Annotated in this window: 29 protein-coding genes; 9 read left to right on the top strand and 20 right to left on the bottom strand. The window is 48.2% G+C overall.

Going from position 1 to position 26,231, the window contains the following annotated elements; translation table 11 throughout:
• The 13 genes from U9P07_12625 to U9P07_12565 all read right to left on the bottom strand — a co-directional run.
• On the bottom strand, positions 1–133 hold a 133-nt coding region (locus U9P07_12625), incomplete at its 3' end, for a heterodisulfide reductase-related iron-sulfur binding cluster (protein MEA2110249.1).
• 28 nt (positions 134–161) lie between these two features.
• Positions 162–689 carry a 4Fe-4S dicluster domain-containing protein gene (locus tag U9P07_12620; protein MEA2110248.1) on the bottom strand — a complete coding sequence of 176 codons (528 nt, stop codon included), beginning with the start codon at positions 687–689 and terminating at the stop codon, positions 162–164.
• An 87-nt stretch (positions 690–776) separates the two neighbouring features.
• On the bottom strand, positions 777–2,762 hold the full coding sequence (locus tag U9P07_12615) for a CoB--CoM heterodisulfide reductase iron-sulfur subunit A family protein (GenBank protein ID MEA2110247.1): 1,986 nt from the start codon (positions 2,760–2,762) through the stop codon (positions 777–779).
• 16 nt (positions 2,763–2,778) lie between these two features.
• Positions 2,779–4,212, bottom strand: coding sequence for a CoB--CoM heterodisulfide reductase iron-sulfur subunit A family protein (locus tag U9P07_12610; protein MEA2110246.1), 1,434 nt, complete (start codon positions 4,210–4,212; stop codon positions 2,779–2,781).
• A gap of 17 nt (positions 4,213–4,229) precedes the next feature.
• Positions 4,230–5,108, bottom strand: coding sequence for a CoB--CoM heterodisulfide reductase iron-sulfur subunit B family protein (locus U9P07_12605; protein ID MEA2110245.1), 879 nt, complete (start codon positions 5,106–5,108; stop codon positions 4,230–4,232).
• A gap of 18 nt (positions 5,109–5,126) precedes the next feature.
• A complete protein-coding gene (locus U9P07_12600) occupies positions 5,127–5,543 on the bottom strand; it encodes a 4Fe-4S dicluster domain-containing protein (protein MEA2110244.1) in 417 nt (138 codons plus the stop codon).
• Between the two features lie 5 nt (positions 5,544–5,548).
• A complete protein-coding gene (locus U9P07_12595) occupies positions 5,549–6,106 on the bottom strand; it encodes a Fe-S-containing hydro-lyase (protein ID MEA2110243.1) in 558 nt (185 codons plus the stop codon).
• Positions 6,107–6,108: 2 nt separating this feature from the next.
• Entirely contained in the window at positions 6,109–6,948 is an 840-nt protein-coding gene (locus tag U9P07_12590) for a fumarate hydratase (GenBank protein MEA2110242.1), read from the bottom strand.
• Positions 6,949–7,464: 516 nt separating this feature from the next.
• Complete coding sequence (locus tag U9P07_12585; GenBank protein MEA2110241.1) at positions 7,465–8,637, bottom strand: pyruvate carboxyltransferase; 1,173 nt, start codon at positions 8,635–8,637, stop codon at positions 7,465–7,467.
• Between the two features lie 52 nt (positions 8,638–8,689).
• Positions 8,690–8,836, bottom strand: coding sequence for a hypothetical protein (locus tag U9P07_12580; GenBank protein MEA2110240.1), 147 nt, complete (start codon positions 8,834–8,836; stop codon positions 8,690–8,692).
• Positions 8,837–8,876: 40 nt separating this feature from the next.
• Positions 8,877–9,656 carry an enoyl-CoA hydratase-related protein gene (locus U9P07_12575; protein ID MEA2110239.1) on the bottom strand — a complete coding sequence of 260 codons (780 nt, stop codon included), beginning with the start codon at positions 9,654–9,656 and terminating at the stop codon, positions 8,877–8,879.
• 110 nt (positions 9,657–9,766) lie between these two features.
• The gene (locus tag U9P07_12570) at positions 9,767–10,684 is read right to left on the bottom strand and encodes a hydroxymethylglutaryl-CoA lyase (protein MEA2110238.1); all 918 of its coding nucleotides are present in this window, start codon (positions 10,682–10,684) and stop codon (positions 9,767–9,769) included.
• Positions 10,684–11,829, bottom strand: a complete 1,146-nt coding sequence (locus U9P07_12565) for an acyl-CoA dehydrogenase family protein (GenBank protein ID MEA2110237.1) — start codon at positions 11,827–11,829, stop codon at positions 10,684–10,686. Before U9P07_12565 ends, U9P07_12570 begins: the two co-directional genes overlap by 1 nt.
• A 208-nt stretch (positions 11,830–12,037) precedes the next feature.
• Here U9P07_12565 and U9P07_12560 point away from each other — a divergent pair, with 208 nt between their 5' ends.
• A complete protein-coding gene (locus U9P07_12560) occupies positions 12,038–12,232 on the top strand; it encodes a CooT family nickel-binding protein (protein ID MEA2110236.1) in 195 nt (64 codons plus the stop codon).
• Here U9P07_12560 and U9P07_12555 read toward each other — a convergent pair whose 3' ends face one another.
• Positions 12,233–12,949 (bottom strand): endonuclease V, encoded by a 717-nt coding sequence (locus U9P07_12555; GenBank protein MEA2110235.1) that lies wholly within the window; start codon positions 12,947–12,949, stop codon positions 12,233–12,235.
• A gap of 158 nt (positions 12,950–13,107) precedes the next feature.
• On the opposite strand from U9P07_12555, the gene U9P07_12550 reads away from it, so the two are divergent.
• The 5 genes from U9P07_12550 (at position 13,108) to U9P07_12530 (ending at position 17,824) form a co-directional block, all read left to right on the top strand.
• Positions 13,108–14,184 carry a branched-chain amino acid aminotransferase gene (locus tag U9P07_12550; protein ID MEA2110234.1) on the top strand — a complete coding sequence of 359 codons (1,077 nt, stop codon included), beginning with the start codon at positions 13,108–13,110 and terminating at the stop codon, positions 14,182–14,184.
• Positions 14,181–15,542, top strand: coding sequence for a 30S ribosomal protein S12 methylthiotransferase RimO (rimO, locus tag U9P07_12545; GenBank protein MEA2110233.1), 1,362 nt, complete (start codon positions 14,181–14,183; stop codon positions 15,540–15,542). The genes U9P07_12550 and rimO overlap by 4 nt, the downstream gene beginning before the upstream one ends.
• A 12-nt stretch (positions 15,543–15,554) precedes the next feature.
• A complete protein-coding gene (locus tag U9P07_12540; protein ID MEA2110232.1) occupies positions 15,555–16,289 on the top strand; it encodes an RsmE family RNA methyltransferase in 735 nt (244 codons plus the stop codon).
• 225 nt (positions 16,290–16,514) lie between these two features.
• Positions 16,515–16,688: a hypothetical protein gene (locus tag U9P07_12535; protein ID MEA2110231.1), complete on the top strand. Its 174-nt coding sequence runs from the start codon at positions 16,515–16,517 to the stop codon at positions 16,686–16,688.
• A 104-nt stretch (positions 16,689–16,792) separates the two neighbouring features.
• Entirely contained in the window at positions 16,793–17,824 is a 1,032-nt protein-coding gene (locus U9P07_12530) for a putative manganese transporter (GenBank protein ID MEA2110230.1), read from the top strand.
• A 6-nt stretch (positions 17,825–17,830) separates the two neighbouring features.
• On the opposite strand, the gene U9P07_12525 is transcribed toward U9P07_12530, so the two are convergent.
• Positions 17,831–19,003 carry an RtcB family protein gene (locus U9P07_12525; protein MEA2110229.1) on the bottom strand — a complete coding sequence of 391 codons (1,173 nt, stop codon included), beginning with the start codon at positions 19,001–19,003 and terminating at the stop codon, positions 17,831–17,833.
• Positions 19,004–19,395: 392 nt separating this feature from the next.
• On the opposite strand from U9P07_12525, the gene U9P07_12520 reads away from it, so the two are divergent.
• The 3 genes from U9P07_12520 (at position 19,396) to U9P07_12510 (ending at position 22,221) form a co-directional block, all read left to right on the top strand.
• Positions 19,396–19,791, top strand: coding sequence for a phage protein GemA/Gp16 family protein (locus tag U9P07_12520; protein ID MEA2110228.1), 396 nt, complete (start codon positions 19,396–19,398; stop codon positions 19,789–19,791).
• Positions 19,775–21,460 carry an energy-dependent translational throttle protein EttA gene (ettA, locus tag U9P07_12515; GenBank protein ID MEA2110227.1) on the top strand — a complete coding sequence of 562 codons (1,686 nt, stop codon included), beginning with the start codon at positions 19,775–19,777 and terminating at the stop codon, positions 21,458–21,460. Before U9P07_12520 ends, ettA begins: the two co-directional genes overlap by 17 nt.
• Positions 21,461–21,612: 152 nt before the next feature.
• Positions 21,613–22,221, top strand: coding sequence for a hypothetical protein (locus tag U9P07_12510; GenBank protein MEA2110226.1), 609 nt, complete (start codon positions 21,613–21,615; stop codon positions 22,219–22,221).
• 51 nt (positions 22,222–22,272) lie between these two features.
• Here U9P07_12510 and U9P07_12505 read toward each other — a convergent pair whose 3' ends face one another.
• From U9P07_12505 to U9P07_12485, 5 genes are all read right to left on the bottom strand, one after another.
• Positions 22,273–23,361: an SPFH domain-containing protein gene (locus U9P07_12505; protein MEA2110225.1), complete on the bottom strand. Its 1,089-nt coding sequence runs from the start codon at positions 23,359–23,361 to the stop codon at positions 22,273–22,275.
• Positions 23,362–23,520: 159 nt separating this feature from the next.
• Positions 23,521–24,129: an L-threonylcarbamoyladenylate synthase gene (locus U9P07_12500; GenBank protein ID MEA2110224.1), complete on the bottom strand. Its 609-nt coding sequence runs from the start codon at positions 24,127–24,129 to the stop codon at positions 23,521–23,523.
• Positions 24,130–24,220: 91 nt separating this feature from the next.
• A complete protein-coding gene (locus U9P07_12495; GenBank protein MEA2110223.1) occupies positions 24,221–24,919 on the bottom strand; it encodes a hypothetical protein in 699 nt (232 codons plus the stop codon).
• Positions 24,916–25,719: a twin-arginine translocase subunit TatC gene (gene tatC, locus U9P07_12490; protein MEA2110222.1), complete on the bottom strand. Its 804-nt coding sequence runs from the start codon at positions 25,717–25,719 to the stop codon at positions 24,916–24,918. Before tatC ends, U9P07_12495 begins: the two co-directional genes overlap by 4 nt.
• Positions 25,688–25,987 carry a twin-arginine translocase TatA/TatE family subunit gene (locus U9P07_12485; GenBank protein MEA2110221.1) on the bottom strand — a complete coding sequence of 100 codons (300 nt, stop codon included), beginning with the start codon at positions 25,985–25,987 and terminating at the stop codon, positions 25,688–25,690. The genes tatC and U9P07_12485 overlap by 32 nt, the downstream gene beginning before the upstream one ends.
• Positions 25,988–26,231 lie beyond the last annotated feature (244 nt).

The following is a 26,231-nucleotide window of genomic DNA, read 5'->3' as shown; positions in this document are numbered from 1 at the left end:
CGGCGCCACAGCAGGACCAATCCGGCAGCTCAGCCAGCTCGATACCCATGGCTTCCATTACCGCCTTACTGGCCTCAATATACTCGATGGCGGTAGAGTGATTCGTGCAACCCGGATAGTAGGAATATTTCATAATACTTTTTATATTATTAGGTTATCTGCTACTTGATACCTGATCGTTCAAATATTTCTTTAATCTTACTGATATTCTTAGATTTTTTTGGCAAAATTGGAATTTTACCTTTTAGAAACAGCTTCAGACCAACGCCGACATCGCTGGTAAAATCTCTGGTTTTCAATTTATAGTTCATCAACATCGTGGCCTCATGGATACGCCCGAAAGTCCGAATACTGGAGGTAAAGGCCCGATGGAAATCCACCGTCACCTGATCAGCCGGTTCCACCCCCTCGGCCAGACAGGCAGCCCGCAGGGAGTCCATTACCGGGGCTATCTTAATTTCATTGGGGCAACGGGTACCACAGGTTTCACAGGAAACACACATCCAGATAGCCTTACTGCGCAACAGCTCAGCCTTCATTCCCAGCTGCACCATTCGCATAACCATATTGGGTGGAAAATCAAATTCATCCACCATCGGACAGCCGGCACTGCATTTGCGGCACTGGTAGCACAGGTTAACCGGCTGACCGCTTTCTTCCATTACCTGTTGCAAAAAATTATCGGCCATAATCACCTTGATCATCCTGGCATTGCATAAGTTTCTTCATCGGAACCTTTGCCTGACGGCAAAGAACCCGTGAAGCACTTAATAAAATTAAACCACCTGGGCCTTACGGGCAAAATCATCAATCACGCGGATAAACTGCCTCGAGGTTGAGTTGATCAGCTCACAGGCTTTATTGGGACAGGCAGCGATACAAGCGCCACAACCCTGGCAGACAGCCTGGTTCACCGTAGATATCCGCTTGAAATCATCCATGATCCGAGCCCCGTAAGGACAGATATCGACACAAATCCCGCAACCGCTGCAGACATCTTCTTTCACTTCGGCAACCAGGGGATCAGCAAGCAGAGTTTCATTGGAAAACATGGTCTGAATCTTCCCGGCGGTAGCCAATGCCTGGGAAACAGTATCGGTAATATCCTTGGGGGACTGTCCGCAACCGGCCAGGTACACTCCCTTAGTTGAGCTTTCGACCGGATACAGTTTAATATGAGTTTCCGAAAGAAAACCATCACCATCAATAGTTACATTCATTTTTTTGGCCAGTTCACGAACACCTTCTTTCGGTTCCATAGCCATGGCCAGCACCACCAGATCGGCCTCTATTTCCAGTTGCCGACCACTCAAGGTATCAGCGGTATAAACCTTGAGAACACTACCTTCAGCAAAAACCTTGGCTACCCGGCCACGGATATAAACCAGGTTTTCTTCTTCCATTCCCTGCTGGACAAACTCTTCAAAATCACGGCTGTCCGAACGGATATCCATATAGGAGACATAAGCCGTTCCACCATCAACCTGCTGTTTGTACAGCCTGGCCTGCTTGGCCGTATACATGCAGCAGGCCCGGGAACAATAAGCCTTATGCCGTTCAGGATCACGGGAGCCGGCACATTGGATAAAGACAACACTTTTCGGCACCCGGCCGTCAGAAGGCCGGAGAATCTTCCCACTGGTAGGTCCTTTTGGATCAAGCAGCCGCTCAAAGGCCAGGCCATCGATAACATCGGCAAGCTGACCGCCACCATATTCCGGCAGCTTGGCAGGACTATACAGATCATAACCGGTCGCCATGACAATGGCACCGACCAATTCTTCCTGCAAAGATGGAGTCACCCCCAGATCAATGGCATTTTCCGGGCAACTCTCAACACAAAACCGGCATTTTTCTCCAGTTTCCGGCTCTTCCTGGCTGAAATGGAGACAATCCGCCTGATTGATAACTGGCAACTGACTCTCATCACCCTGATTATAGCGAAAAATCGCTGCCCGCTGAGTCAAGCCACGATTAAACTCATCAGAAATGGATACCGGACAGGCTTCCAGACATTTTCCACAGTTGTTGCAGGACTGGTGGTCAACAAAAGCCGGCCGGGTTCGAATAGTAACCTTAAAATTACCCACATATCCTTCCAGCTCGTCAACTTCCGCATTAAGATATAAAGTTATGCGGGGATGGGCTTCAACCTCGGCAATCTTTTTTTGCAGCAATTCGGGAACATTCTGAAAATAGGGAAAGGTTGTAGTTATCTGGGAAACATGGCCACCGATGGCAGGTTCCTTTTCAATAATCACTACCTCATAACCGGCATCAGCCAGGTCCAGCGCCGACATAATCCCGGCAATCCCACCGCCAACCACACAAACACGTTTGGTTAAATCAATGGTAATAGTTTCCAGGGGCAGATTCTGTTTGACCTTGTCGAGGGCTCCCTCAATAATGCTGATGGCCTTGGCGGTAGCCACCGGTTTATTGTTGGCATGCACCCAGCTGCATTGTTCACGAATGTTGGCAATTTCCAGCAGATATGAATTCAAGCCTACGGTACCTGCCGCCTTACGAAAAGTATTTTCATGCATGCGCGGAGAACAACAGGCGACCACCACTCCATCCAGATTTTTCTCCTGAATGGCATCCTTTACTATCTGTTGTCCCGGATCGGAACACATGTACATGTAATTTTCAGCGTGAACCACCCCGTCAAGCTTTGCAGCTCCGGCAACCGCCTGGTCAACATCAACACTGCTGGCGATATTGGAACCACACCAGCAGACAAACACACCTAACTTTTTCATGGATTACCCTGGGAAATTAAACCACATTCTGTTTCTGCCGCCTGATTGACGAAAGAAAAACTTGAACCTTGCTGGAAGCCGCACTGCCCTGGGCAGCAGTATCCGCAATATCTTTAATGCCCTGACAACAGCCGGCAATATAGATCCCCTGTTGACCTGTATCTATCGATGAAAGTTTATAATCTTCCTCGACAAAAAAACCATCTTTATTACAAGTCAAGCCAAATATTTCGGCCAGTTCCAAAGCCTCTTCATTGGGAACCAAAGCCGCTGCCACCACTACCAGATCCGCGGCAATCTCTATTTTTCTGCCAGTAAGAGTATCTGCCCCCTGAACCATTATCTTGCCGTTTTCTTCATAGAGCTTTGCTGCCCGACCACGGATATAGATGATTTCTTCTTCGGAAACCGACTGTTGAATAAACTGCTCATACCCTTTACCGGTGGAACGAATATCAATATAAAATATATAAACCTGACCATCATGAACCTTATGCTTATACAACCGGGCATGCTTGGCTGTATACATGCAGCAGACCCGGGAGCAGTAAGATTTATGGAACTCCGGGTTGCGTGAACCAACACATTGGATAAAAACGATCTCTTTCGGTTCTTCTCCATCCGAAGGACGAACCATAGCCCCGGCACTTGGCCCGGAAGCTGAAAGATAGCGCTCAAAAGTCAGACCATCAATAACATCCGGGATTTTTCCACCTCCCAGTTCCGGCATTTTATTTTTCCAGTCATAAACATCAAAACCGGTTGCCACGATGATTGCGCCAACGTTAACCTCAAAGAAACTTTCCTTTTGTTCATAGTCAATGGCCTCTACCGGACAGACTTTGGCGCAAACACCACACTTGCCTTTGGTCAGATAGCGGCAACGATCCGCGTCAATAACCGGTTTATTGGGAACTGCCTGGGGTGACAGGGTATAAATGGCCGGCATGACCCCGGCATCACGCTCAAACATGGCCACACTCTTTGTCGGACATTTCTGGATGCAGGTACCGCAGCCGGTACATTTATTCCAGTCCACATAGGTAATTTTCTGCCGTACCAGGACTTTAAAATCACCCGGCTCGCCATCAAGTTTTTCAATTTCACAATTAGTTTTCAAAGTTACTTTTGGATGCTGACCAGTTTCTACCGTCCTCGGGGTCAGAGTGCACTGGGCACAGTCAAGGGTCGGAAAGGTTTCGGACAACTGCAGCATCCGGCCACCTATTGAAGGCAGACGTTCCACCATAACCACCTGGTAGCCGCCATTGCCAAGGTCAATAGCAGCAGTAATCCCGCAGATGCCACCGCCGATTACCATGACTCTCCGGTCAAGGGGAACACTTTCAAATTCATCCAGATTGCCGAAGACACAAGGGCCGATTACCGGCTCACCGGCAATCGCTATATCAGCACTTTCATTATCATTCAAATTCACGACATCGCCCATTATGGTTCCCTCAAATATCAATCACTGATGACGCCTTTAGCTCGTAGAACCGGCAAGGGATCAATCAGATTACGCTCAAAACCTAAGTCAGCGGCGGACATTTCCAACGCCAGAGCCAACAGCTGGGTAAAATAAACCACTGGAATTGTGGCAAAATCAGATTCACTTTTCTGAATTTCCGGCTGGCGGTCATCCAGGTTGAACTGACACAAGGGACAGGTTGTGGTCACCAGATCAGCACCATTATTCCTGGCACTGTTCAAGATATCCCGGGAACAACGGGTGGCTACATCCATGGAATGAACAGTCTGAAAAGCGCCACAACATTCAATTTTGAAGGGAAATTCAACCGGTTCAGCCCCCAGAGCGCGGATAAAATCCTCAAAAATGCTCGGATTTTCCATGTTATCCAAGCCGATTTCCTTCACCGGCCGCAGGAGCAGGCAACCATAATAACAGGCAACTTTCAGCCCTTCCAGGGGTTTACCCACCTTTTCCTTTAAGGTATCGAAGCCAATTTCATCACGCAGGACCTGGAGATAATGCAGGACTTCCGTCTCACCATGGTAGTCACGCTCAATAAAATCGGTAATTTTGTCCCGGCGTTCCTCATCCGTACGCATAACATGGTTGGTACGTTTGAGGACGTTAAAGCACACCGAGCAGAGAGTCACCAGCTTATCGCCTCCCTGGTCTTTGGTATCAGCCAGAATACGGGTAGGCCCGGACATGGCTATATGATAATCGTTGACCAGCGGAAAGGTGGCACCACAACAGGTCCAGTCCGGCAGTTCATCAAGCTCAAAACCCAGACGGAGGCTACATTCCCGACCGGCATCATCCAGTTTTTTCGCCTTGGTATAAAGGGTACATCCGGGGAAATAAGGATATTTCATTTCCATTTCCTTCTAGTTCTAAAGAGGGAGAAATTTTCGATAACCACTGATCATGGCAATCTGAGGTGCCCGCTCCAGGTAATCATCAGAGAAATCGGTCACATCAATGTAAGCTTCGGCATCGACTTCCCGTAACCGTAAAACCCGGAGGGCTTCCATGATCTTTGAAATATCAACACCTTTAGGACAACGGGCATGGCACATCAAACAGGCGGCACAAACCCACATGGATTTACAGTTTTTCACTTCATCGGCCAATCCCAGCTGCAGGTAACGAACCACCTGGCTGGGTAGCAGATCCATTTCGTTCACCGAGGGACAGCCGGCGGAGCAATTGCCACACTGGTAGCAGTTGAAAAAGTTCTCACCACTGATCTCAGCCACTTTTTTGACAAAATCTCCCTGCACCTGGTCGCGTGAAACAACAGTTTTCATAACAATCAATCTCTCCTGTAGGCAGCCACACCCTGTTCATACAGATCATTTCCATCGATATCATTAACCACCACCACTGGAAAATCTTCTACTTCCAGCCGGCGAATAGCTTCGGGCCCCAGATCTTCATAAGCAACAATCTCAGCCTTTTTGATCCGTTGAGCCAATAGCGCCCCGGCACCACCAACGGCGGCAAAATAGATGCCATGATATTTTTTTATGGCCGCTTTCACTTCAGAACTGCGACCACCCTTGCCTATCATCCCTTTCAAGCCCTCAGCCAGCAGACGGGGAGAATAAGGATCCATCCGGTAGCTGGTAGTAGGACCGGCTGAACCAATGGCATGTCCTGGTTTGGCCGGTGCCGGGCCAACAAAATAAATCACCTGCCCGGCAATGGGAATCGGCAGCTTTTCCCCCTTATCAAGAAGATCGACAAGACGTTTATGGGCGGCGTCGCGGCCGGTATAAATAGTGCCGCTGATCAAAACCCGATCGCCGGCTTTCAGAGATTTCACCTGCTCATCATCCAATGGCGGTTGCAAACGAATAACTTTTTCCATAATCACAGCACCGCTTCCTTATGCCTGGCGGCATGACATTGAATATTGATCGCCAAAGGCAGACTGGCAATATGACAAGGCAACATTTTAACGTGAACAGCAAAACTGGTCACCCGTCCGCCAAGACCCTGGGGACCAACCCCAAGATTATTAATTTCCTCCAGCAATTCTTTCTCCAGCTGGTTAAGTTCAGGATCAGGGTTACTGCTCCCCACCTCACGCAGCAATGATTCTTTTGCCAGCAGGGCAGCACGTTCAAAAGTACCGCCAATCCCGACGCCGACAATGGTCGGCGGACAGGGGTTGCCACCAGCCTGTTCGACCCACTCAACCATCTGTTTTTTGATCCCGGCAATGCCATCGGCAGGTTTCAGCATCACCACCTTGGACATATTTTCACTGCCGCCGCCTTTAGGAGCTATGGTTATTTTCAGCTGTTCGCCCGGAACTACCCGGCAATGGACAATTGCCGGAGTATTATCGCCGATATTTTTCCGGGTAAATGGATGACATGATGATTTACGCAGATAACCTTCCTCATATCCCCGGCGGACCCCTTCATTAATGGCTGCTTCGAGATCACCACCGATGACATGCAGATCCTGCCCCAATTCCAGAAAAACTACCGCCAATCCGGTATCCTGACAAATAGGCACCTGATCGTCAGCCGCAATGGTAGCATTTTCCTGCAACTGCTCTAAAATAGTCCGCCCGGTTGGCGATTCCTCAACCAAAACAGCCTTTTCCAAAATTGCCAACATATCATCACCGAGATAATAATTGGCTTCCATACAAAGGTCAGCAACGGTCCTGGTAATTTGTTCAACATTTACTTCACGCATGGGAAATCCCTACCTGAATAATTCAACTTGCAAATCAGCTCACAACAGATTGAATAGATTGTATACTGTATACTAATATCTCTTTAAGCTGTCAAGTAATTTATAGAAAAATTTCTCCCCTGAAAATTGATATAATCATACTTTCAAAGTTTACATTATTCACCCCATCAATTGGCGACTGTATACAAGCCAACAATGGTTGTCAAGAATTTTATCTTTAAGGAAATATCTGGTTTAGCCAAGTAATCTAAAAAGTATTTTAGCAAATAAAAGGGGGCAGCCCGGTTGATTGAACTAGACCATATTCTCCCCTTTTTGCGAGGGAGTTTTGCGGTAAAAAAGGGCTGTCAGCAGAGGTGAAAAACGCAGGATCGACCCCCGGCTGTTGTTGCAAAGAAAAAAAAGCAAAAACAACAGCCGGGGAGAAGATAAAACTTATTACTCATACCGCTATGAGCCAAGCCCGAACATCCTGTTAATATGTCATTGGCAATCAAGTCAGAAAGTTGAGACTTATTATTTAAGACCGGAAATTTCCGGTGGCACAACAGCCTCTGCCGGCCAGCCCTCGGGGATCAGCTGTCCTGGTTTTTCACCGTTCTTTTCTTTCGTAATCGGCAGTTTCGGCCGCTTGAAATCTGTACGTACTTCCTTGGGAATCCGACCGTTGAGGATAGCTTCGGAACGCAGGCGGCGACCGATAGTTTTCTCCATCATGGTGCCCAGTTCAAGTATACGGTCGATATTGATGCCGGTATCAATACCCATTTCATCCATCATCACCAGCATATCTTCCAGAACTGACAGTCCCACCACATTGGGGTCTTTATAGTAGTATTGCCCGGTACCCAGACCCGGCACGCCATCGACAAAATTAGCCGGCTGACCGCCGGTGCCGCCGATAGTCGCTTCAAAATTGGTAATTCCAGCCTGCAGAGCCGCCAGAACATTGGCGTTACCCCAGCCCCGGGTAACATGAAAATGAGCCACATGAAGATCAGTGTTGGGCAGAGCATCGAGAATCATGGAAAAATAGCGATACACTTTATCCGGCGGCGCCGAACCGTCGTGATCAGCATGCTCAATATCATCAGCACCGATGCTCAGCCACCTTTTGGTAAACTCCACCGCGTCCTCAAACCTGGTGGGGCCGGAGATGGGACTGCCCCAGATGGTGCTGACGGTACCACACATCTTTATACCGGCATCATGGCATTTTTTGATGCAGCGCTCCGCTTCCTTCCAATAAGCCGGCAATGTGCTGCCGGAGTTGGCAAAATGGTGCTGTTCATCGGTGGAAACCATCATCAGAATCCGGTCGGGGCCATAGCCCTTTTCTTTGAGTTCAATGGCCCGATCCACGGCGCTCTCACGAATGGTAATACAGGTCCATTCGATTTCACTGTGATCAATGCCCCGTTTCGCCAATCGTTTCTTGAAAATATCACTGTGCACACTTTTCAGCAGTTCTTCAGCGTCGTTGAACTGGGGCATATTCCGGGGATTGCCAAGGTTGGTAACCTCCATCTTCTTCACCCCGGCAAAAGCCAGTTCGTGCAGGTAGAAGGCTTTGGCTCGCGTGGGGATAAAATGCTCCTCATGCTGAAAACCATCACGAATGGTAATATCGCCAATATTAACTCTTTTGGGCATTCTTTCAAAGATTTCAAACAGATCATGTTTTGCCATGGTCGTTATTCTCCTGTTTTTAAGTTTTTGTGTTTATCCTGCGTATTTTCACTTATTTTACTCTGGTGGAGCGATCAACCTGGATGTACGGGTCTGGCTCATAGCGGTATTGGCCGCCGAACGAATCACACGAGGTGATTCGCTCGGCGGACGCCTTGGAGCCTGCCATGGACGGCCGGCGAGAATGAGCGAGAGCCATGCCGGTACATCCTCAAGAACAATTATTTATTTCAAACATCTCATTCTCCGGTATAGACCGGTTTTCTCTTTTCCCGGAAAGCCAGCAATCCTTCCTGACGATCTTTGGTGGGAATAGTTACCGCATAACAGTTTGATTCCAACGCCAAGCCGGAACCAAGGTCAATTTCACTACCATAATTAATCGCATACTTAGCCATTTCCAAGGCAACAGGAGCATTCTGCTTGATCCTGGCCGCCATTTCCATGGCTTCATCAAGCAGCTTGCCTTCGGCTGCCACCCGGTTTACCAGACCGATCTCCATGGCCTCCGTTGCTTTCAGCCGCTGGGCAAGGAAAACCAGTTCCTTGGCCTTTCCCTTGCCCACCAGACGGGCCAATCTCTGGGTCCCTCCAGCTCCGGGAATAATTCCCAGGCTGGTTTCAGTAAGCCCCATTATTGCTGTCGGGGAGACAATCCTGATGTCTGATGCCATCGCCAGTTCCGTTCCCCCGCCAAAAGCAAAACCATTGACAGCAGCAATAACCGGTTTAGGCAGATTTTCAACCATGGTAAAGGTGTTTCTGATGTTAAAAATATACTGCTTCACCTCAACCGGGGTCATGGTGGCCCGCTCTCTCAAATCAGCGCCGGAACAAAATGCCTTTTCTCCGGCGCCGGTAATAACCACCACCCGCACGGCAGGATCAAAAGCAATCGCCTTCACCTCTTCAGCCAGGGAAGCCAACAACTCCCGATTCAGCGAGTTCATGCTTTGGGGTCGATTTAAAGTTAACAACAACACACCGTCTCGATTTTCAGTCAAAATCAACTCTGACATAAGCTCATCCTTCCATGTTGATAATTTTATCCTGTTATCACAATATCTTACATCTACTAATTAAACCGTTTGATGATTAAAAAATGCTACAGGCTACATCATTCAAGCCGTCAGGATGATTGACAACCCCGAAAAAAAGGTATCATGTGACTGGCCAGATGATGGACGTTTTTCTCTAACATATTAGCAGCCCGAAGCAATAAATCCTGAGATATCCCGGTTTTCACACCCATTTCCTCCAGGCAGAAAACCAAGTCTTCCGTAGCCAGATTACCGGCTGCACCCGGGGCAAAAGGACAACCGCCCAATCCACCTAAGGCAGTGTCAAAACGGGTTATCCCCCACTGCAACCCGGCAATCACCCCAGCCAGAGCTCGGCCACTGCTGTCATGCAGATGGAGACCAAAATCACTTTTGATATCCTGATCATCAAGGTATTTCAATAAGGAAAAAATCTCCCCGGGGGTTGCCACCCCCCAAGTATCACATAAGGTTATTTCTTCAACTCCCCAGGCAATGATTTTTTTGAGCAGATCGGCTACCTGGTTAACGGGAACATTGCCCTCATAGGGACAGCCAAAAACATTGGAAATCGAAACCCTGACCCCCAGTGAGGCCGGAACCTTCTGCAACATCGCTTCAATATCTGCCGTTGTTTCAGCGATACTCTGGCCGATATTCTCCCGATTATGGGTTTCACTGGCCGAGATAAAAAACGCCACTTTATCAACCCCGGCAGTGAGTGCCTGTTTCAAGCCCCGCTGGTTGGGAACCAGGGCCGAGTAGACCGTTCCCGGTACCCGGTCGATAGCGGCAAAAACCTGATCGGCATCCCGCAGTTGAGGGATGGCCCGCGGACTGACAAAAGAGCTTACTTCAATTTCGGCAAAACCACAGGCAGACAGTGCATTAATCAGGACAATTTTCTGCTCAGTGGGAATAAATTCCGACAAATTCTGCCAACCATCCCGGGGACCGACTTCAACGATGGTAACCGCCTCCGGCAGGCCTTCATAGGGATTTACCATTATTGCAATAATCGTGAAATAACAATTCGCTGGACCTCGGATGTTCCCTCACCAATATCCAGCAGTTTCTGATCCCGATAGAATCTTTCAACATCATATTCTTTCATCAAGCCGTAACCACCATGAATCTGAACCGCGTGATTAACCACCCTACCCATGGTTTCCGAGCAATAAAGCTTGCCCATGGCGGCCTCCTTGGAAAACGGCCGATCATGATCCCGCAACCAGCAGGCTTTATAAAGCAGATTCCTAGCCAGCTCAATTTCCATCGCCATATCCGCCAGCTTAAACTGGGTTATCTGAAAATCTATCAGCGGCCGGCCAAACTGCTGCCGTTCATTGGCATAACGCAAAGCTTTTTCAAACGCCCCCTGAGCACCACCCAGGCCCATGGCGCCAATACTGAGACGCCCACCATCCAGAGTCGACAGCATCATATGAAAACCAGCACCCTGCTTACCGAGAAGGTTTTCTTTTGGCACCCGGCAGTCATCAAAATATATCTCCGTGGTATTGGATGACCGCCACATCATTTTTTTGTGCATAACCCGGCAATCCAACCCGGAAGCATCGGCAGGAACCAGGATACAACTCATCTCCGGCCGACCATCAGGCCTGGTACCGGTAACAGCCTGAACCACAATAACCCCGGTAATCGGGGTGGAAGCATTGGTAATAAAGATTTTCGAACCGTTAATAACCCATTCATTGCCATCCAATACGGCATTGGTCTTTGAATTCCCGGCATCGGAACCGGCATTGGCCTCGGTTAAACCAAAAGCTGCCAGCATCTTCCCGGAACATAAAGGCGGCAGCCATTTTTTCTTCTGCTCTTCGGAACCAAAGTAATTGATCGGCCCAATCCCCAGAGAGTTTCCCGCGGCTACAGTAGCAGCCTGCGAACCATCAACCCGGGCAATTTCCTCAACGGCGATAATATAAGATACATAATCAAGACCGGAACCGCCGTACTCAGGCGATACAAACATGCCAAACAAGCCGAGATCCGCCATTTTCCCGGTCAATTCCAGGGAAAACTCTTCCGCTTCATCTAATTCCTGCGCTACCGGCGCAATCTCCTTTTCCGCAAAAGAGCGCACACTTTTACGCAGAATTTCCTGTTCTTCCGCCAAATCAAAACACAAAGCCATCTTCCAGCCCCTTTCCTAATTAACACTTTACGTTAACTGTTAAGATGTGGATAAAAAAATGTAAGTAGAACTGGGTTTCGATATATTATTTCAGCTACCATGTCAATCAAAAAGGTGGATTTCAGCTCAAATTGCAGCTTGATTATTGGTAAAGCAGTATGTTAGATTTACTTAAGAATTCACAAATTTCACGGAGGTTATCATGTGTCAATCGAATGCTTTTCTGGTAAAAGAAAATGGAACTGAAGAAATGGTGATGGAGGATGTTTCTCTCATCACCCCCATGGAAGATGGCTCCCTGGAACTAACCGGCCTTTTTGGAGACAGTTTAACCCTCAATGCCTCCATCAAAGAGATGGATTTATTGAAGCATAAAATCCTCATCCAGGGAAACTGATCACGCTGATGGTACTGGCCGTTCTATTTCTGCCAGCCATTTTTTGCGCATCCGGTTAACATACTGGTGAGCCTGGCGGGTAACTTCCGGCAAGCGATAGCGGGTAGAAAGTTTCAGCACCATCATGGCTGCCCGCTTTACACTTATAAGGTGACCCGGCGAAACAAAAACCGGCTTAACCCGCTCCCGAGTCCGGACTACCATGCCGAAAAGCTCCCCGGTCGTTTTCCGCAATGGACTCATTGCTCCCTTTTCCAACCCTGGCAGTTTATATTCTCCCACCAGTTTGGTTTTGGCACAACCGATGGTTGGCAGGTCAAAAAGAACGCCCAGATGTGCAGCCAGCCCTAAACCACGAGGGTGAGCTATACCCTGGCCATCACAGACCAGCAGATCCGGCAGGCGGGGACAGCGATGCAGAATTTCAGCCAGCAATGGCCCCTCACGAAAGGTCAACAGTCCGGGAATATAAGGAAAAGAAGCCACGGCTGATTGCTGTTCCACCGCCATCAGGGTTAAATCCGGATAAGAAAATATCAGAACCGCAGCGAAGAGCATATTGTGGCGCCGGTCATAAGAGATATCGGCCCCAGCCACAGTTTCCGGCGGCCAGTTATCCTGGTCGGCGACAATGACCCGTTCCCGCAGCTGCCGCTGCAGCACCACCGCTTCCCCGTAAAACAGCTGCCATGGATGATTTATAACTTGTTTGCCCATACTCCCACCTTGAAGTTTTTGTAAAAACTCACAACCATTAAATAAAAAGAAATGCCGTTCAGCACTTACCTGTCATGCATTTTGCGCCTTGTCAAGAAAAGTGAAACCTGCTATAGCCCGTCATGAAATGACTATTTTTATCAAGGAGTAAATACATCATGGAAAAATTAAGTATATCCCGCAACTCAACGAAAAAACCGATTCCAACTGCTGACAAACTGGGTTTCGGCCAGCTTTTTTCCGACCACATGCTGGTCATGGATTACAACCAGGAACAAGGATGGCACCATCCACGCATTGAACCCTATGCTCCTTTCTGTGTTGAACCGGCAATGATGGTTTTTCATTATGGCCAGGCTATTTTTGAAGGCATGAAGGCCTTTAGCCTGGAAGACGGCAATATCGGCATTTTCCGCCCCCAGACCCATTTTGCCCGGCTTAACCGATCCGCCGGGCGATTGTGTATCCCCCAGATCGATCCGGATTTTATCCTTGAAATACTAAAACAATTGCTTAAAATTGATCATCAGTGGGTTCCCAATGAGAAAGGAACTGCTCTTTATATCAGGCCGTTTATCATCGCCACCGATAATTTTCTTGGCGTCCGGCCTTCCCATACCTACAAGTTTTTCATCATCTTATCACCGGTGGGGGCCTATTATGCTGAAGGATTCAACCCGGTAAAGATCCTGGTGGAAGATGAATTTGTGCGGGCGTCACAAGGAGGCATTGGCCACATTAAAACACCGGGAAATTATGCTGCCAGCCTGTTGGCGGCTTTAAAAGCGCAGGAAAAGGGCTATACTCAGGTTCTCTGGCTTGATGCCAAGGAGTTGAAACTCCTGGAAGAAGTGGGGACTATGAATATCATGCTGAAGATTGACGGAGAAGTTATCACTCCTCCTTTAGGCGGCAGCATTTTACCGGGAACTACCCGCGATTCTGTCCTGGCGATTCTCAAAGAATGGGGAATCCCCTGCGCTGAACGCCCCATCAGCATCGATGAGGTCATGACGGCAGCAAGTAACGGAAAACTGGAAGAAATGTTTGGAACCGGCACGGCAGCGGTTATCTCACCAGTGGGTGAGCTGAGATATCAACAGCAGGCATTCAAGATCAATGACGGCAAAGTCGGCGCCTTATCCCAACGTCTTTTCGACCATATTGCCGGGATTCAATATGGCCTCTTGCCTGACACCTATGGATGGCTGGAAAAAGTAACCGTTAGCGGATGATTCAACTGCCGAAGACCGCGGTTATCACCCTGGGCTGTCCGAAAAATCAGGTGGATGCCGAGCAGTTGCTGTCCCTGCTGGCCGGCGATGGATTTCCCCTTGTGGGCCAGATAGATGAAGCTGAAACAATCATTGTTAATACCTGTGCCTTTATCCAGCCGGCGGTGGAAGAATCACTGGATACTATCCTGGAGATTGCCGGGCGTAAGCAGGATGGATATTGCCGCTACCTGGTAGTCATGGGCTGCCTGCCCCAACGTTATGGGCAGGAATTGCTCAAACAGATTCCCGAAATTGATCTGGCCCTCGGCACCTCAGCCTTTTTGAAACTTCCAGCACTTTTACTAAAACTTTTCCAGGGCAAATCACCGGCCAAACTTCATGTATCGCCGCCAGACTACCAGAATACCTGTGGTCTGCCGCAAATCACCAGCCAACCACATACCGCCTATCTCAAAATTGCTGAAGGATGTGACAATCACTGCAGCTACTGTATAATTCCCCAACTCAAGGGGAAACAGGCCAGTTTCCCCCCGGCCGAACTGACTCGCAAAGCGATTGAACTTGCCGCCGCCGGCGTCAAAGAACTGAATGTAATCGCCCAGGATATAACCGCTTACGGGCAGAAACTTCCGGGCCGGCCTGACCTTGTTCAGTTGCTGAAAAAACTGAATAAGATTGATGGGCTGGAGTGGATTCGCCTCTTATACGCCTACCCGGAAAAGGTCAGTGATGAGCTTATAAATTTGCTGGGAGAGCAAACGAAAATCTGTCCCTATCTCGACCTGCCTGTTCAGCATATAAGCGATTCCGTCCTTAAACGCATGAACCGCCATGGCCGCTCTCAAACCATCAAAGAAACCATTTATAAATTGGGCGCACTGCAACGAACTATTCATCTGCGGAGCACGGTGATTGTCGGCTTCCCGGGTGAAACTGACCGTGACTTCCAACTCCTGTTGGATTTCATCGGCGAAGGGCATTTCACCTATCTTGGCTGTTTCTCTTACTGGCCGGAAACCGGTACCAAAGCCGCCATGATGGAAGCCCAAATTGAAGCGTCCGTTAAAGAAGAGCGATGCCGGGCCATAATGGATTGTCAGCGCCGGATTACCAGCCGACACCTGCAGGAATATATCGGCAAAAGTATACCTCTATTGATGGAAGGCGAAAGCCTCGAGTCCGAATTTCTGCTCCAGGCAAGAACAGCTTTTCAGGCCCCTGATATTGATGGAATTACCTATGTCACCGAGGGTTTTGCCCAGCCAGGTAAAATTGCTGCCAGCAGAATCAATCAGGTGCATGAATACGATCTCTTTGCGGCGCTGAATCTTTCATCTACACAAACCTCCACATAAACCATGTCGCCCATGGCCAATTTCAGCTATACCAGAGAGATTTCAACCACCACAGCCAGTTTTGGTCGGGATGAATACCGCCATTTCATCACCGTACTGCGAAAAAAAACAGGTGACCTGATTCATTTTCTTGACGGTCAAGGCGGCAAGTATACTGGCAGAATAGTTACCATTGATGCAACTGCCAATTCATTTCAGGCTGAAGTGGAAAGCCACCACCACTACCGACCAAACTTCCCCTCTATCACCCTGGCCCTGGCCCTCCCCAAGGGGAAAAAATTTACTTTCATCATCCAGAAGGCGGTCGAGCTGGGCATCAGGAAGATTATCCCGCTGGAAAGCCGCTATTCAGTCAAACAACTGCCGGCAAGCCGGGATAAAGAACGTAAGCTTATCCAATGGCAGAAAACAGCCCTTGAAGCAATCAAACAGTGTGGCAATCCATATCTGCCTGAGATCAAACATCCTATTCCCTTGACATCCTTGAACTTGCCAAGCGGAAAAAACTTTGTTAAGCTTCTCTTCCATGGACCGGCTGCAGAAGGAATTTCAACTCAGGCCACGGCCCTGGCCCGTACCCGGGAAGTACTCATGATTATTGGTCCGGAAGGCGGATTTTCCCCGGAAGAAACCGAATTTTTAAGCGGACACGGCTGCCGGACAATAAGCCTCGGCTCCACCACTTTACGCCTTGAAACCGCTACCATTGCCGCTATTGCCATTGTCCAATACCTTGCTCAAGTTTGACGACTTCGTATCGAATACACCTCCTTGCAACTCTGTGCCTATGTTAGAAAAAACAATCCGGCAGCCCAAACTGCAAAAAAGAGTACGTTTTTCTTGAATATTACATCACAGTTGGTTATTATTAAAGTTAGTCGAACATTTACCCAGACGGTTCACTAAACTATTAGAATTACTTGCTCAAACGCTGTCAAACATAAACAATGAAGGAGGATATCATGCCTAGAGGTGATGGAATGGGACCGCCGCAAGGCGGCCAACGAAGAAAAGGACAAATGGGCGGCTCCCAGGCTGCCGGTCCTGGAGGGCAGTGTGTTTGTCCGCAATGCGGTTATAAGCTTCCTCATGTCGTTGGGAAACCGTGCTATGAGAGAAATTGCCCTGAGTGCGGGGCCAAAATGACGCGGGAATAAGGATTTTATTCAGAGCCTGTTGAGTGATATGGGCTGGGGGAACCCGGAGAGTATCAGCTCTGTCCAGTTAACAATGTATACCGCATAGAAGATATGATTGAGTTTTTTTGCGAAATCCTCACCCATGCCCTCATGATCACTGGCTTCGTTTTTGTGATGATGCTGGTGATCGAATACTTAAATGTGCTTACTGCGGGAGTCTGGCAGCAGGGACTGCGTGGCAGTCGCTGGAAACAGTACTTGCTTGCCTCTTTTCTGGGGGCCACCCCTGGCTGTCTGGGAGCTTTTGCGGTTGTATCTCTCTATTCCCACCGGGTGGTTTCGTTGGGAGCGGTGGTCGCGGCCATGATCGCCACCAGCGGTGACGAATCATTCGTCATGCTCTCCATGATTCCCGGGACCGCCGTTTTTATTTTTCTTAGCTTATTGCTGGTTGGCATTGTGGCTGGGATTTTGACTGACGTGCTGTTCAGCAAAAAAGAAACTCAATGGGCCGCCTTCGACCACGAATTCAATCTTCACGAAGAAGAGCTCAACCACTGTTTTCACCGGCAGCAGATAATAGAAAACTGGCGACATTGCACCCTTGCCCGAGGCGTGCTATCTTTTACCTTGATACTGTTCACCTTCGGTCTGTTCAGTGGCCAACTGGGGCCACCAGCCTGGAACTGGATCAAAGCAACCCTGCTTTTGACTTCCGGGATAGGACTGTTCATTGTTGTCACCGTACCGGACCATTTCCTGGAAGAACACCTCTGGAAACACGTGGCGAAGATTCACGTGCCTCGCGTGTTTTTGTGGACCTTCGGAGCCCTGCTGCTCATGCACCTGCTGGTGGATCATTTTCACCTTGCAGGGTGGATGCAGGAAAACCGGTTGGTCATGCTGGTGATCGCCTGTCTCGTGGGATTGATTCCGGAATCAGGACCTCACTTAATTTTTCTTACCCTGTTTACAAAAGGGGCCATCCCCTTCAGTGTCCTCTTTGCCAGTTCGATCGTTCAAGACGGGCACGGCATGCTACCCCTACTGGCGGAATCCCGCCTGGACTTTTTGCGAATCAAGGGAATTAATTTCTCCGTTGGTTTGATGGTTGGACTGATCGGCTATTGGAGTGGTTGGTAAAAACCTTCATCCTTTGATAACCGCCAGGGGCTTTAGCTCGACCAGGATTTCAATCAGGTCGATCTGGTTGTCGATCACTTTATCGATATCTTTATAGGCTCCGGCCGCTTCGTCGAGATCCCTGCGGCTGTGAATAGAGTGGAGAATGTTCTGGTCGTCAAGGCTTTTCTGCTCCTGTTCGAGATCAAGCTGACGCTGGGCCTGCTTACGGCCCATCCGGCGTCCGGCCCCATGGGCACAGGAGGAAAAACTCTCAGGATTACCTTTACCCCGAACAATATAGCTCGGCGTCCCCTGGGAACCGGGAATAATGCCGATTTCGCCTTCCTGGGCCCGGGTGGCTCCCTTGCGATGGACCATGACATTCTGATGAAAATGGCTCTCCATAACGGCATAGTTATGGGCAATATTGATCAGCGGATCAAAAGATACCGGTGCCGCGTACATTCGCAGAGCAGCCTTAACACGCTCCATCATAAATTTACGGTTGGCATAAGCAAAATCAATACAGTAGCGCATTTCGCTGATATATTTCCGCCCGGGTTCGCTGTCAATGGGCAGAAAGGCGAGCTGCCACTGTTTGGGAATTTTTGAGCCCCAACGGCGGTTCAGATCGATTGCCAGGCGGTTGTAATAGTTGGCAACTTTGAAACCGATATTGCGGCTACCGGAATGGATCATAATCCAGATGAAACCGTCGTTACCTTTTTGAATTTCGATGAAATGGTTGCCACCTCCCAGGGTACCAAGCTGGGTCAAGGCATTTTCATATTCCCGCGAGATAACCGGCAGATCTTTCCGTGAATAGCCGACCGGCTTCGGCATCAGGGACGGGTCCTGTATCCTCTGGTGATGTTTGAAGCCGACCGGCACGGACCGGCGAATTTCGCCGATAACTTGACGCAAGCGGTCCGTGGCGATGGCAGTCAACGAAGTTTTAACGGCGCACATGCCGCAGCCGATATCAACTCCGACAGCATTGGGAACTACCATGTCAGGCGAGGCCATGACCCCACCGATCGGCATGCCATAACCGAGATGTGCATCAGGCATGACGGCAACATGCTTGAAGATAAAAGGCAGGTTAGCCAGGTTTTGAACCTGAGCAAAAGCCCCTGGCTCGATATCATCCAACCAGAGCATGATCGGTTTTTTTTCAGTGGTGATGATCTTTTTCATTTTTACTCGTAATAACTTTGATGGTAAGGATGTACCGGCATGGCTCTCGCTCATTCTCGCCGGCCGTCCATGGCCTGCCTGTGCGTGCCGCACGCAGACAGGCCGGCTTGTGAGGCGCGCTAAAGCAATGTCCCCGATTGTCCACCGCGAATCACAATGGGGGACACATAAACGCTTCGCCTGCTTATCGTGCTGGTTTGCACCTTTGCTTCGCCCTGCTTCGCACGGGGACAGAATTGAATTCTGTCCCCACATTGAGACAATTTGAAGAGTACCCGAATATTTACCACGGTTTCTGATACCTTACACCCTACAACCCTGTACCGTACACCATACACTATACACCGTTCATTTACCATAAAACATAATCGATCCGCGGAGAGACTGTCAACATGATTGATCATAAAAAACTGGCCGTCATCCATATCGTTAAACGGGAACTGGGTCTCTCCGATGAGGAGTACCGAGATATCCTGGAGATGGCGGCCGGCGTCAGTTCGGCCAAAGAGCTGGATAATGCCGGCTTTCGCCGCCTGATGCGATATTTTACCCGCAGCAGCCATTATCGTCTCAATCCCCATAGCCTCACACTGCGACAGAAACTCTTTATTCAGCATCTGTTTGAAGAATTGCACTGGAGTCCTCCCCACTGCCGTAATTTTCTGATGAAATATTACCATAAACCAGATATAGAGAGATTAAATAAAAAAGAAGCCAGCAAGGTCATTGAAGCTTTGAAACAAATCAAGAAACATCGACAGGAGAAATTCCATGAGCCATGTCCCTGACAAGATCATCTATTCGATGATGCGGGTCAGCAAACAGTACGATAATAAACCGGTCTTGAAAGATATCAGCCTCTCATATTTTTACGGCGCCAAGATCGGCGTTCTTGGCCTTAACGGCTCCGGCAAATCCACCCTCCTGCGCATTCTGGCCGGAGTCGAAAAAGATTTTAACGGTGAGACCTCGATCGCTCCCGGCCTGACGGTCGGTCTGCTGGAGCAGGAACCTGTGCTCGACGATGAACTCACGGTTCGCCAGATAGTTGAACAGGGAGTTCAGGAAACCGTTGACCTGCTGGCAGAGTTCAACCGGATTAATGAAAAATTTGCCGAGCCGATGTCGGATGACGAGATGGACAAACTGATTACCCGGCAAAGTGAAGTCCAGGAAAAGCTCGACAATCTCGATGCCTGGGATCTTGACGCCCGTCTTGAAATGGCCATGGATGCCCTGCGCTGTCCGCCGGCGGAAACGGTTGTCAAAATTTTTTCCGGCGGTGAAAAAAGGCGCGTCGCCCTTTGTCGCCTGCTGCTCAAAAAACCTGACATCCTCTTGCTTGACGAACCAACCAACCATCTCGATGCCGAAACCGTGGCCTGGCTCGAACAACATCTGCAGCGTTATGAAGGCACGGTTATCGCGGTTACTCACGACCGTTATTTTCTCGATAATGTGGCCGGCTGGATTCTGGAGCTCGACCGGGGCCATGGCATTCCCTGGAAAGGCAATTACTCCTCCTGGCTGGAACAAAAGGAAAAACGGCTGGCCCAGGAGGAAAAAGAAGAATCAAAACGGCGCCAGACTTTGCAGCACGAACTCGAGTGGATTCGCATGACCCCCAAAGGACGACATGCCAAGGCCAAGGCCCGGATCAAGTCATACGAAGACCTGCTCGGAAAGGGAGGAAAGGAACAAGTTCAGAATCTCGAAATTTACATTCCACCCGGCCCGCGGCTTGGCAAAGTAGTCATTGAAACCGAAAAATTGAGTAAAGGCTTTGGTGATCAACTGCTGTTTGAAAACCTAAGTTTTGCCTTGCCGCCGGGCGGTATTGTCGGGGTTATCGGGCCCAATGGGGCCGGAAAAACCACCCTTTTCAAGCTCATCACCGGCCAGGAAAAACCTGATACCGGAACCATCCACCTTGGCGAAAGCGTCAAACTGGCCTATGTCGACCAGAACCGCGATGACCTGAACCCGGAAGATACCATCTGGGAAGCAATCTCCGCCGGTCAGGACACGCTAAAACTCGGAGATCGCGAGGTCAATTCCCGTGCCTACGTTGGCCGTTTCAACTTTTCCGGCTCCGAACAGCAGAGAAAGGTCGGCCAGATGTCGGGCGGCCAGCGCAACCGGGTCCACCTGGCCCGAATGCTCAAGGAAGGAGCCAATGTCATTCTCCTTGATGAACCGACCAACGATCTCGATGTCAACACCCTGCGAGCCCTGGAAGAGGCTTTAGAAAATTTTGCCGGCTGCGCGGTCGTCATCAGCCATGATCGCTGGTTTCTGGACCGTATTGCCACTCATATTCTCGCCTTTGAAGGTGACAGTCAGGTAGTCTGGTTTGACGGCAATTATTCCGAATACGAAGCTGATCGCAAAAACCGTCTCGGCGCCAAAGCCAACCAGCCGCATCGGATCAAATATCGCCATTTGACCCGGAATTGATAAAACCAGGCAATTCATTCTGCGGGCCATAAAAAAAACCTTAAGAAATTCCGAGAAAATGACGAACACAGTGAGAACCGGAGGGCGGCAAAAGGAAATTATCGCCCTTTCTCACTGCATTTTTCTCAATTTTTGCCTGAATGAGGTCAACCATGAAATGTCCAAAATGCAACTATACCAGCTTTGATTATCTGACTGAATGCAAAAAATGCGGCCAACTTATGGATGAGGTTAAAAAACGTCTTAACTTGCAGTTAAGCAAACCATTCGTAAATATTAATGAAATAGCTGATCAAGAAGCAGAAAGCATAGTGGAGGATTCAACGATTTACGGAGAAAAAACCGACCCCTTCGCCGATCAAGAAGCATCCCTGGCAGATAGCGGGGAGCAGGAAGAAGATGAATTAATTGCCGTCAGCAGCACTACGGACAGTTTGCCGCCCCTGGAAGGCCTGGGCAGCATGGAAAACCTCCAGGATGAGGACTCGGTCGTTGAAGAAAAAGACGACATCAAATTCGAGTCGGTACAGACAGAAGAAGATCAGGAGATCACAACCGGTTTCAGTCCCAGCGATGAGCAGCTCGAAGAGCTGAATCTCCAGGAAAAAGCTGATATTTCAGCAGAGGAACTGCCCGAGCTTAACATGGAAATTGCCGAAGAAAAGGGTGAAAGTTCAGAAGACTATGACCATGAAAAGGTCATAACGCTGACAGAAGATGATCAGATTTTTGACCTGGAACTGGACTTGGAAGACAAGTAAAGCACTACCGGCTAAATAAAGGTTAATTTATAGGCTGCCCTGAAAAGCAGCCTATTTTTTTGTTGTGTTCCCCTTAGTATTTTGCGCGGCAGGCAGTCCAACATTTATCGCTTTATTAAAATTTTCAGCAATTGCGGTTATATTCATATTTTCAGGAATGATTTCCCAATTTGACATGCCGTCACCCAAGGCTTCAGCAATTTTAATCCGCATATAGCGCTCTCCACCATTACCACCATACGCATTCAGTTCCAGTGTTTTGGATTCAGCCTCAGCTTTCCCGATGGCCAGGATACCATTGGCCTGCATGTTGTCGGCTTCCATCTTGTTTTTTGCTTTCACCATCTGGGCTTCCGAAGCCAGAACGATACTGCGCTTCTCAGCTTCGGCTTTCTGAATATTGGCTAGTTTAATCCCCTTGGCTTCCTCTTCTATTTTTTTGGCCGTTTCAATGGCTGCCAGGGTTTTGTTCTTGTTAATTTCAATATCTTTTGCCGACAGGGTTTTCTCGGTCAATTTAGCAACAATTTCATCACTGAACACCAATTTTTTGAACTCAATGGAGACTACCTCCATACCCCGTTTATTCAGTTCTTCATTCATGCCTTTTTTTGACAAATCAATAATCTGTTCCTTCACCTGACCTCTGAAAATATCCTCAACTTCAAAATAACCGGATTTATTACGAATAATTGAACGGGCTGTATTACTTATCAGGCTAATGATATCGCCAGGTGCCACCGCTGCCACAAAAACATCAGCCTGCTTTGGCAAAACCCGGTACCAGATGCTGACATCGGCATGAATAATTTCGCTATCCTTGGTTTCAAGCGTGACACTACTCATTTCATCGTCTGTTTTCTCTTCAGCTGTCCCCATTTTAACCAGTTCTAGATTCGATTCAGCAATATCAACAATAAGTATCCTCTGGGTCAGAGGGTCATATCCCGATAAAAACCAGAGGTATTTTCCCGGCAATATTTCTTCAGCCTGAACCCCTTTATGCTTCCCATATAGGTTCACCAGCACTCCCCTTTGATGGGCTTTAACCTCAGGAGAAAAATAAACGGCAGCATTTATCCCCAGAAAAACCAGGACTCCGATAGCAACCAACATGACAATTTTCATCATATGTTTCATCAGCTTACACTCCCCCGCTGGGTATCGGTTTCAAAACCTTTATTGCCACAGGATTTCAACAGCATTCGGAAAAGCAATCCAAATTTTTAGCAAGTCTATCAAAATAATTTACATCCAGTCAAGAAAAACTCTCTAAAGAACCCATATTGCCCTCTCTAATTAATAGTCGATTTTACCTTTACCTTCTCTAATTACTTCCGGTGGGGAATGGGTCAGATCAATGATTGTCGATGATTCTGAATCAATGTCTCCGGCATCAAGAAAATAATCAACCAGGTTATGATATTGGCGGTTTAATCCATCAGGAGTTCCGATAATCTGCCCATGCTCATCCCGGGCACTAACCCCAAGCAATGCCGTACCCAACCGGGTAATTAATGCCTGGCAGGCTGGTCGGTCAGGCACCCGGACCCCAACAGTCCGGCGCTTGGCCATGACCATTTTAGGAACCTGTCTGGATGCCGAAAGAATGAAGGTATACGGCCCGGGAATGAGGCTTTTCATTAAACGGTACGCTTGATTGTCTACCACCGCATAACGACTGATATCGGTTAAATCAGCACAGAACAACGTAAATTGCTGCTGTTTTTTACCGGTTTTCAGGGAATAGAGACGTTGAATTCCCCGCTTGGCATCAATAGAACAGACAGCGGTATAATTGGTATCGGTGGGCACCACAGCCAAACCGCCGGCATTGAACTGTTCGACAACTTGCTGCAGCAGCCGTTCTTTTGGCAGATCATTATACAGTCTTACCAAAACTGCCATATTTGATTAGCCCCCAAATAATTTTGATCCCTGAATATATCGAACCGCAAGGTTAAAAATGCATTTGATCATTATTGATGAATCTATACACTTACAGGTTGTGCCGCTCCGGTTGAGTCTCCGGTTTTTCTGGAACCGTTTCCGGTTTTTCCGCCTGAAATTTTTGTTTGAATTCATCCAGCTGTTTTTGTAATTCAGGCAAAACTTCCTGCTGAAGCTTCTCTTTGTATCTCTCCCCTTCTTTCAGAAGTTCTACCAAAGATTCCTGCAGATTTTTCTTCATCTCCTGATACTGTTCCGAATGGGGAAGGTCCTTGAGTTCCTGGATAAATTGGTCGAATGTTTGACCAAGCTCCTCTGTTGTTTCCCTGATCGTCTCCCGATTCTTCTGCAGATAATAAGACAGGCTGGTAAAACCGGTTACCGTTTCCCCTTCATGGATGGGAACGGTTGAAGGTTTTTCTCCCTTTTTAATCATAATGGCTTTCTTGCCGGGCAACTCGGGATCATCGCCAAGAATAAAAAGATGGTTTTTTAAAGCAGCCGCCCGCTGAGCATCCTGAATACATACCTTAATAATAAAAGAGCCATCTTTAGAAACACGTATGGATTCAATTTTTCCCACCGGATAATCTTTAAAGTATACCCGATCACCCTGTTTCAGGCCGTCAAGGGATTCTATTTGAATATTAAACCGCAAATCATCAGCGATAGACAAACAGGAACAGAGCATAGCCATGCTGCTGAAAAGCATGAACAACACACCATAGCGGAACCACCGTTTCATCATCTCGTTTTCTCCTTATCATCATCTTGATCAGCTGACTCACTCTCCGGCTTTTCGTCTGTTTGTTTTTTACCAAATATGCGGGCAATAATAATACTGATTTCATAAAGTATTAACAAGGGACCAGCCATCATCAGCTGGCTCATTATATCGGGAGGGGTTAAAACCGCTGAAACCATAAAAACAGCGAGAAAAGCATATTTACGCTGCCGGCTCAACATCTTGTGATTGACCAGGCCGATACGGGACAAAAACATGGTAAAAACAGGCAATTCAAAGACGACGCCAAAGGCAAAAAGCATTCTGGTGGCAAAAGAAAAATATTCCTTTACCGATGGCATGGGCCGAATAAAGTCGGTGGCAAAACCGACGAAAAAAGAAAAACCAAAAGGAAAAACAACGTAATAGCCAAAAAGTGCACCACCAACAAAAAAAATTGTCGAGAGAAACACGAAAGGAAATATATATTTTTTTTCTCTGGAAAAAAGTCCAGGAGCAATAAACCTCCAGATTTCATATAAAATAACCGGTGAAGAAGCAAAGATTGCCGCGACTAAAGCAACTTTCAAGTAAGTAAAGAAAGCTTCCGGCAACCCGGTGAAAATCAGACCCTGCTCAGGCGGCATAACCGCTAGCAGGGGAGCCATCAGGAGTCGAAAAAGTTCCTTAGAGAAGTAATAGGTCGCGCAAAAAGCAAGACCGACGGCCACGGCACAGACGATAAGTCGCCGACGAAGCTCCTCCAGATGCGCAGTCAGGGTCATCCCCTGATCATTCAGGGGTTTTTGCTGATCCGTGGTCATCCGGCTTCTCTTCAACCTTTACTGTTTCATCAATAGTGGGAGATGATGGCAACTTGGCTATTTGTCGCTGTTTGGCTGTTTCTTCCGTTTTCACCTCATCCGCAGGTTCCTGTTGATAGACCGTATCCTTCAAATCATCGGTTGCTTTTCTGAATTCCGCCAATCCTTTACCCAAAGTTTTTGCTAAATCCGGCAGTTTCTTGGGACCGATGACCAGCAAAGCAACCACCAAGATCATTAACAATTCCGGCAAGCCTATACCAAACATCTATCAACCTCCCCAAATATGATTTCCTGACTGGTAAAAATCAACCATTGCAGCACTTTAACCTACGTAACATCTATAATGATTACTGGCACTAATGTCAAACATAATCCATTTAATTTTCGTAAGATAAAACTTTAACTGTCCGCTATCATTGAATTTATTTCACATCCAGCTCATGGTCTGCCGATCACAACCGAAATCTGAAAACTGCCGTCTTTTAAACCTAACGCAGGCTACGCCCACA

Source organism: Pseudomonadota bacterium (assembly GCA_034660915.1).
In the GTDB taxonomy this organism is placed as follows: Bacteria; Desulfobacterota; Anaeroferrophillalia; order Anaeroferrophillales; family Anaeroferrophillaceae; genus DQWO01.
This window is presented reverse-complemented; position numbering and strand designations above follow the sequence as displayed.

Bases quoted from the DNA above. Each gene is read 5' to 3' on its own strand.
- U9P07_12620 (MEA2110248.1), bottom strand. From the start codon at position 689: ATGGCCGATAATTTTTTGCAACAGGTAATGGAAGAAAGCGGTCAGCCG.
- U9P07_12615 (MEA2110247.1), bottom strand. From the start codon at position 2,762: ATGAAAAAGTTAGGTGTGTTTGTCTGCTGGTGTGGTTCCAATATCGCC.
- U9P07_12610 (MEA2110246.1), bottom strand. From the start codon at position 4,212: ATGGGCGATGTCGTGAATTTGAATGATAATGAAAGTGCTGATATAGCG.
- U9P07_12605 (MEA2110245.1), bottom strand. From the start codon at position 5,108: ATGAAATATCCTTATTTCCCCGGATGTACCCTTTATACCAAGGCGAAA.
- U9P07_12600 (MEA2110244.1), bottom strand. From the start codon at position 5,543: ATGAAAACTGTTGTTTCACGCGACCAGGTGCAGGGAGATTTTGTCAAA.
- U9P07_12595 (MEA2110243.1), bottom strand. From the start codon at position 6,106: ATGGAAAAAGTTATTCGTTTGCAACCGCCATTGGATGATGAGCAGGTG.
- U9P07_12590 (MEA2110242.1), bottom strand. From the start codon at position 6,948: ATGCGTGAAGTAAATGTTGAACAAATTACCAGGACCGTTGCTGACCTT.
- U9P07_12585 (MEA2110241.1), bottom strand. From the start codon at position 8,637: ATGGCAAAACATGATCTGTTTGAAATCTTTGAAAGAATGCCCAAAAGA.
- U9P07_12580 (MEA2110240.1), bottom strand. From the start codon at position 8,836: ATGGCTCTCGCTCATTCTCGCCGGCCGTCCATGGCAGGCTCCAAGGCG.
- U9P07_12575 (MEA2110239.1), bottom strand. From the start codon at position 9,656: ATGTCAGAGTTGATTTTGACTGAAAATCGAGACGGTGTGTTGTTGTTA.
- U9P07_12570 (MEA2110238.1), bottom strand. From the start codon at position 10,684: ATGGTAAATCCCTATGAAGGCCTGCCGGAGGCGGTTACCATCGTTGAA.
- U9P07_12560 (MEA2110236.1), top strand. From the start codon at position 12,038: ATGTGTCAATCGAATGCTTTTCTGGTAAAAGAAAATGGAACTGAAGAA.
- U9P07_12555 (MEA2110235.1), bottom strand. From the start codon at position 12,949: ATGGGCAAACAAGTTATAAATCATCCATGGCAGCTGTTTTACGGGGAA.
- U9P07_12550 (MEA2110234.1), top strand. From the start codon at position 13,108: ATGGAAAAATTAAGTATATCCCGCAACTCAACGAAAAAACCGATTCCA.
- rimO (MEA2110233.1), top strand. From the start codon at position 14,181: ATGATTCAACTGCCGAAGACCGCGGTTATCACCCTGGGCTGTCCGAAA.
- U9P07_12540 (MEA2110232.1), top strand. From the start codon at position 15,555: ATGGCCAATTTCAGCTATACCAGAGAGATTTCAACCACCACAGCCAGT.
- U9P07_12530 (MEA2110230.1), top strand. From the start codon at position 16,793: ATGATTGAGTTTTTTTGCGAAATCCTCACCCATGCCCTCATGATCACT.
- U9P07_12525 (MEA2110229.1), bottom strand. From the start codon at position 19,003: ATGAAAAAGATCATCACCACTGAAAAAAAACCGATCATGCTCTGGTTG.
- U9P07_12520 (MEA2110228.1), top strand. From the start codon at position 19,396: ATGATTGATCATAAAAAACTGGCCGTCATCCATATCGTTAAACGGGAA.
- ettA (MEA2110227.1), top strand. From the start codon at position 19,775: ATGAGCCATGTCCCTGACAAGATCATCTATTCGATGATGCGGGTCAGC.
- U9P07_12510 (MEA2110226.1), top strand. From the start codon at position 21,613: ATGAAATGTCCAAAATGCAACTATACCAGCTTTGATTATCTGACTGAA.
- U9P07_12505 (MEA2110225.1), bottom strand. From the start codon at position 23,361: ATGAAACATATGATGAAAATTGTCATGTTGGTTGCTATCGGAGTCCTG.
- U9P07_12500 (MEA2110224.1), bottom strand. From the start codon at position 24,129: ATGGCAGTTTTGGTAAGACTGTATAATGATCTGCCAAAAGAACGGCTG.
- U9P07_12495 (MEA2110223.1), bottom strand. From the start codon at position 24,919: ATGATGAAACGGTGGTTCCGCTATGGTGTGTTGTTCATGCTTTTCAGC.
- tatC (MEA2110222.1), bottom strand. From the start codon at position 25,719: ATGACCACGGATCAGCAAAAACCCCTGAATGATCAGGGGATGACCCTG.
- U9P07_12485 (MEA2110221.1), bottom strand. From the start codon at position 25,987: ATGTTTGGTATAGGCTTGCCGGAATTGTTAATGATCTTGGTGGTTGCT.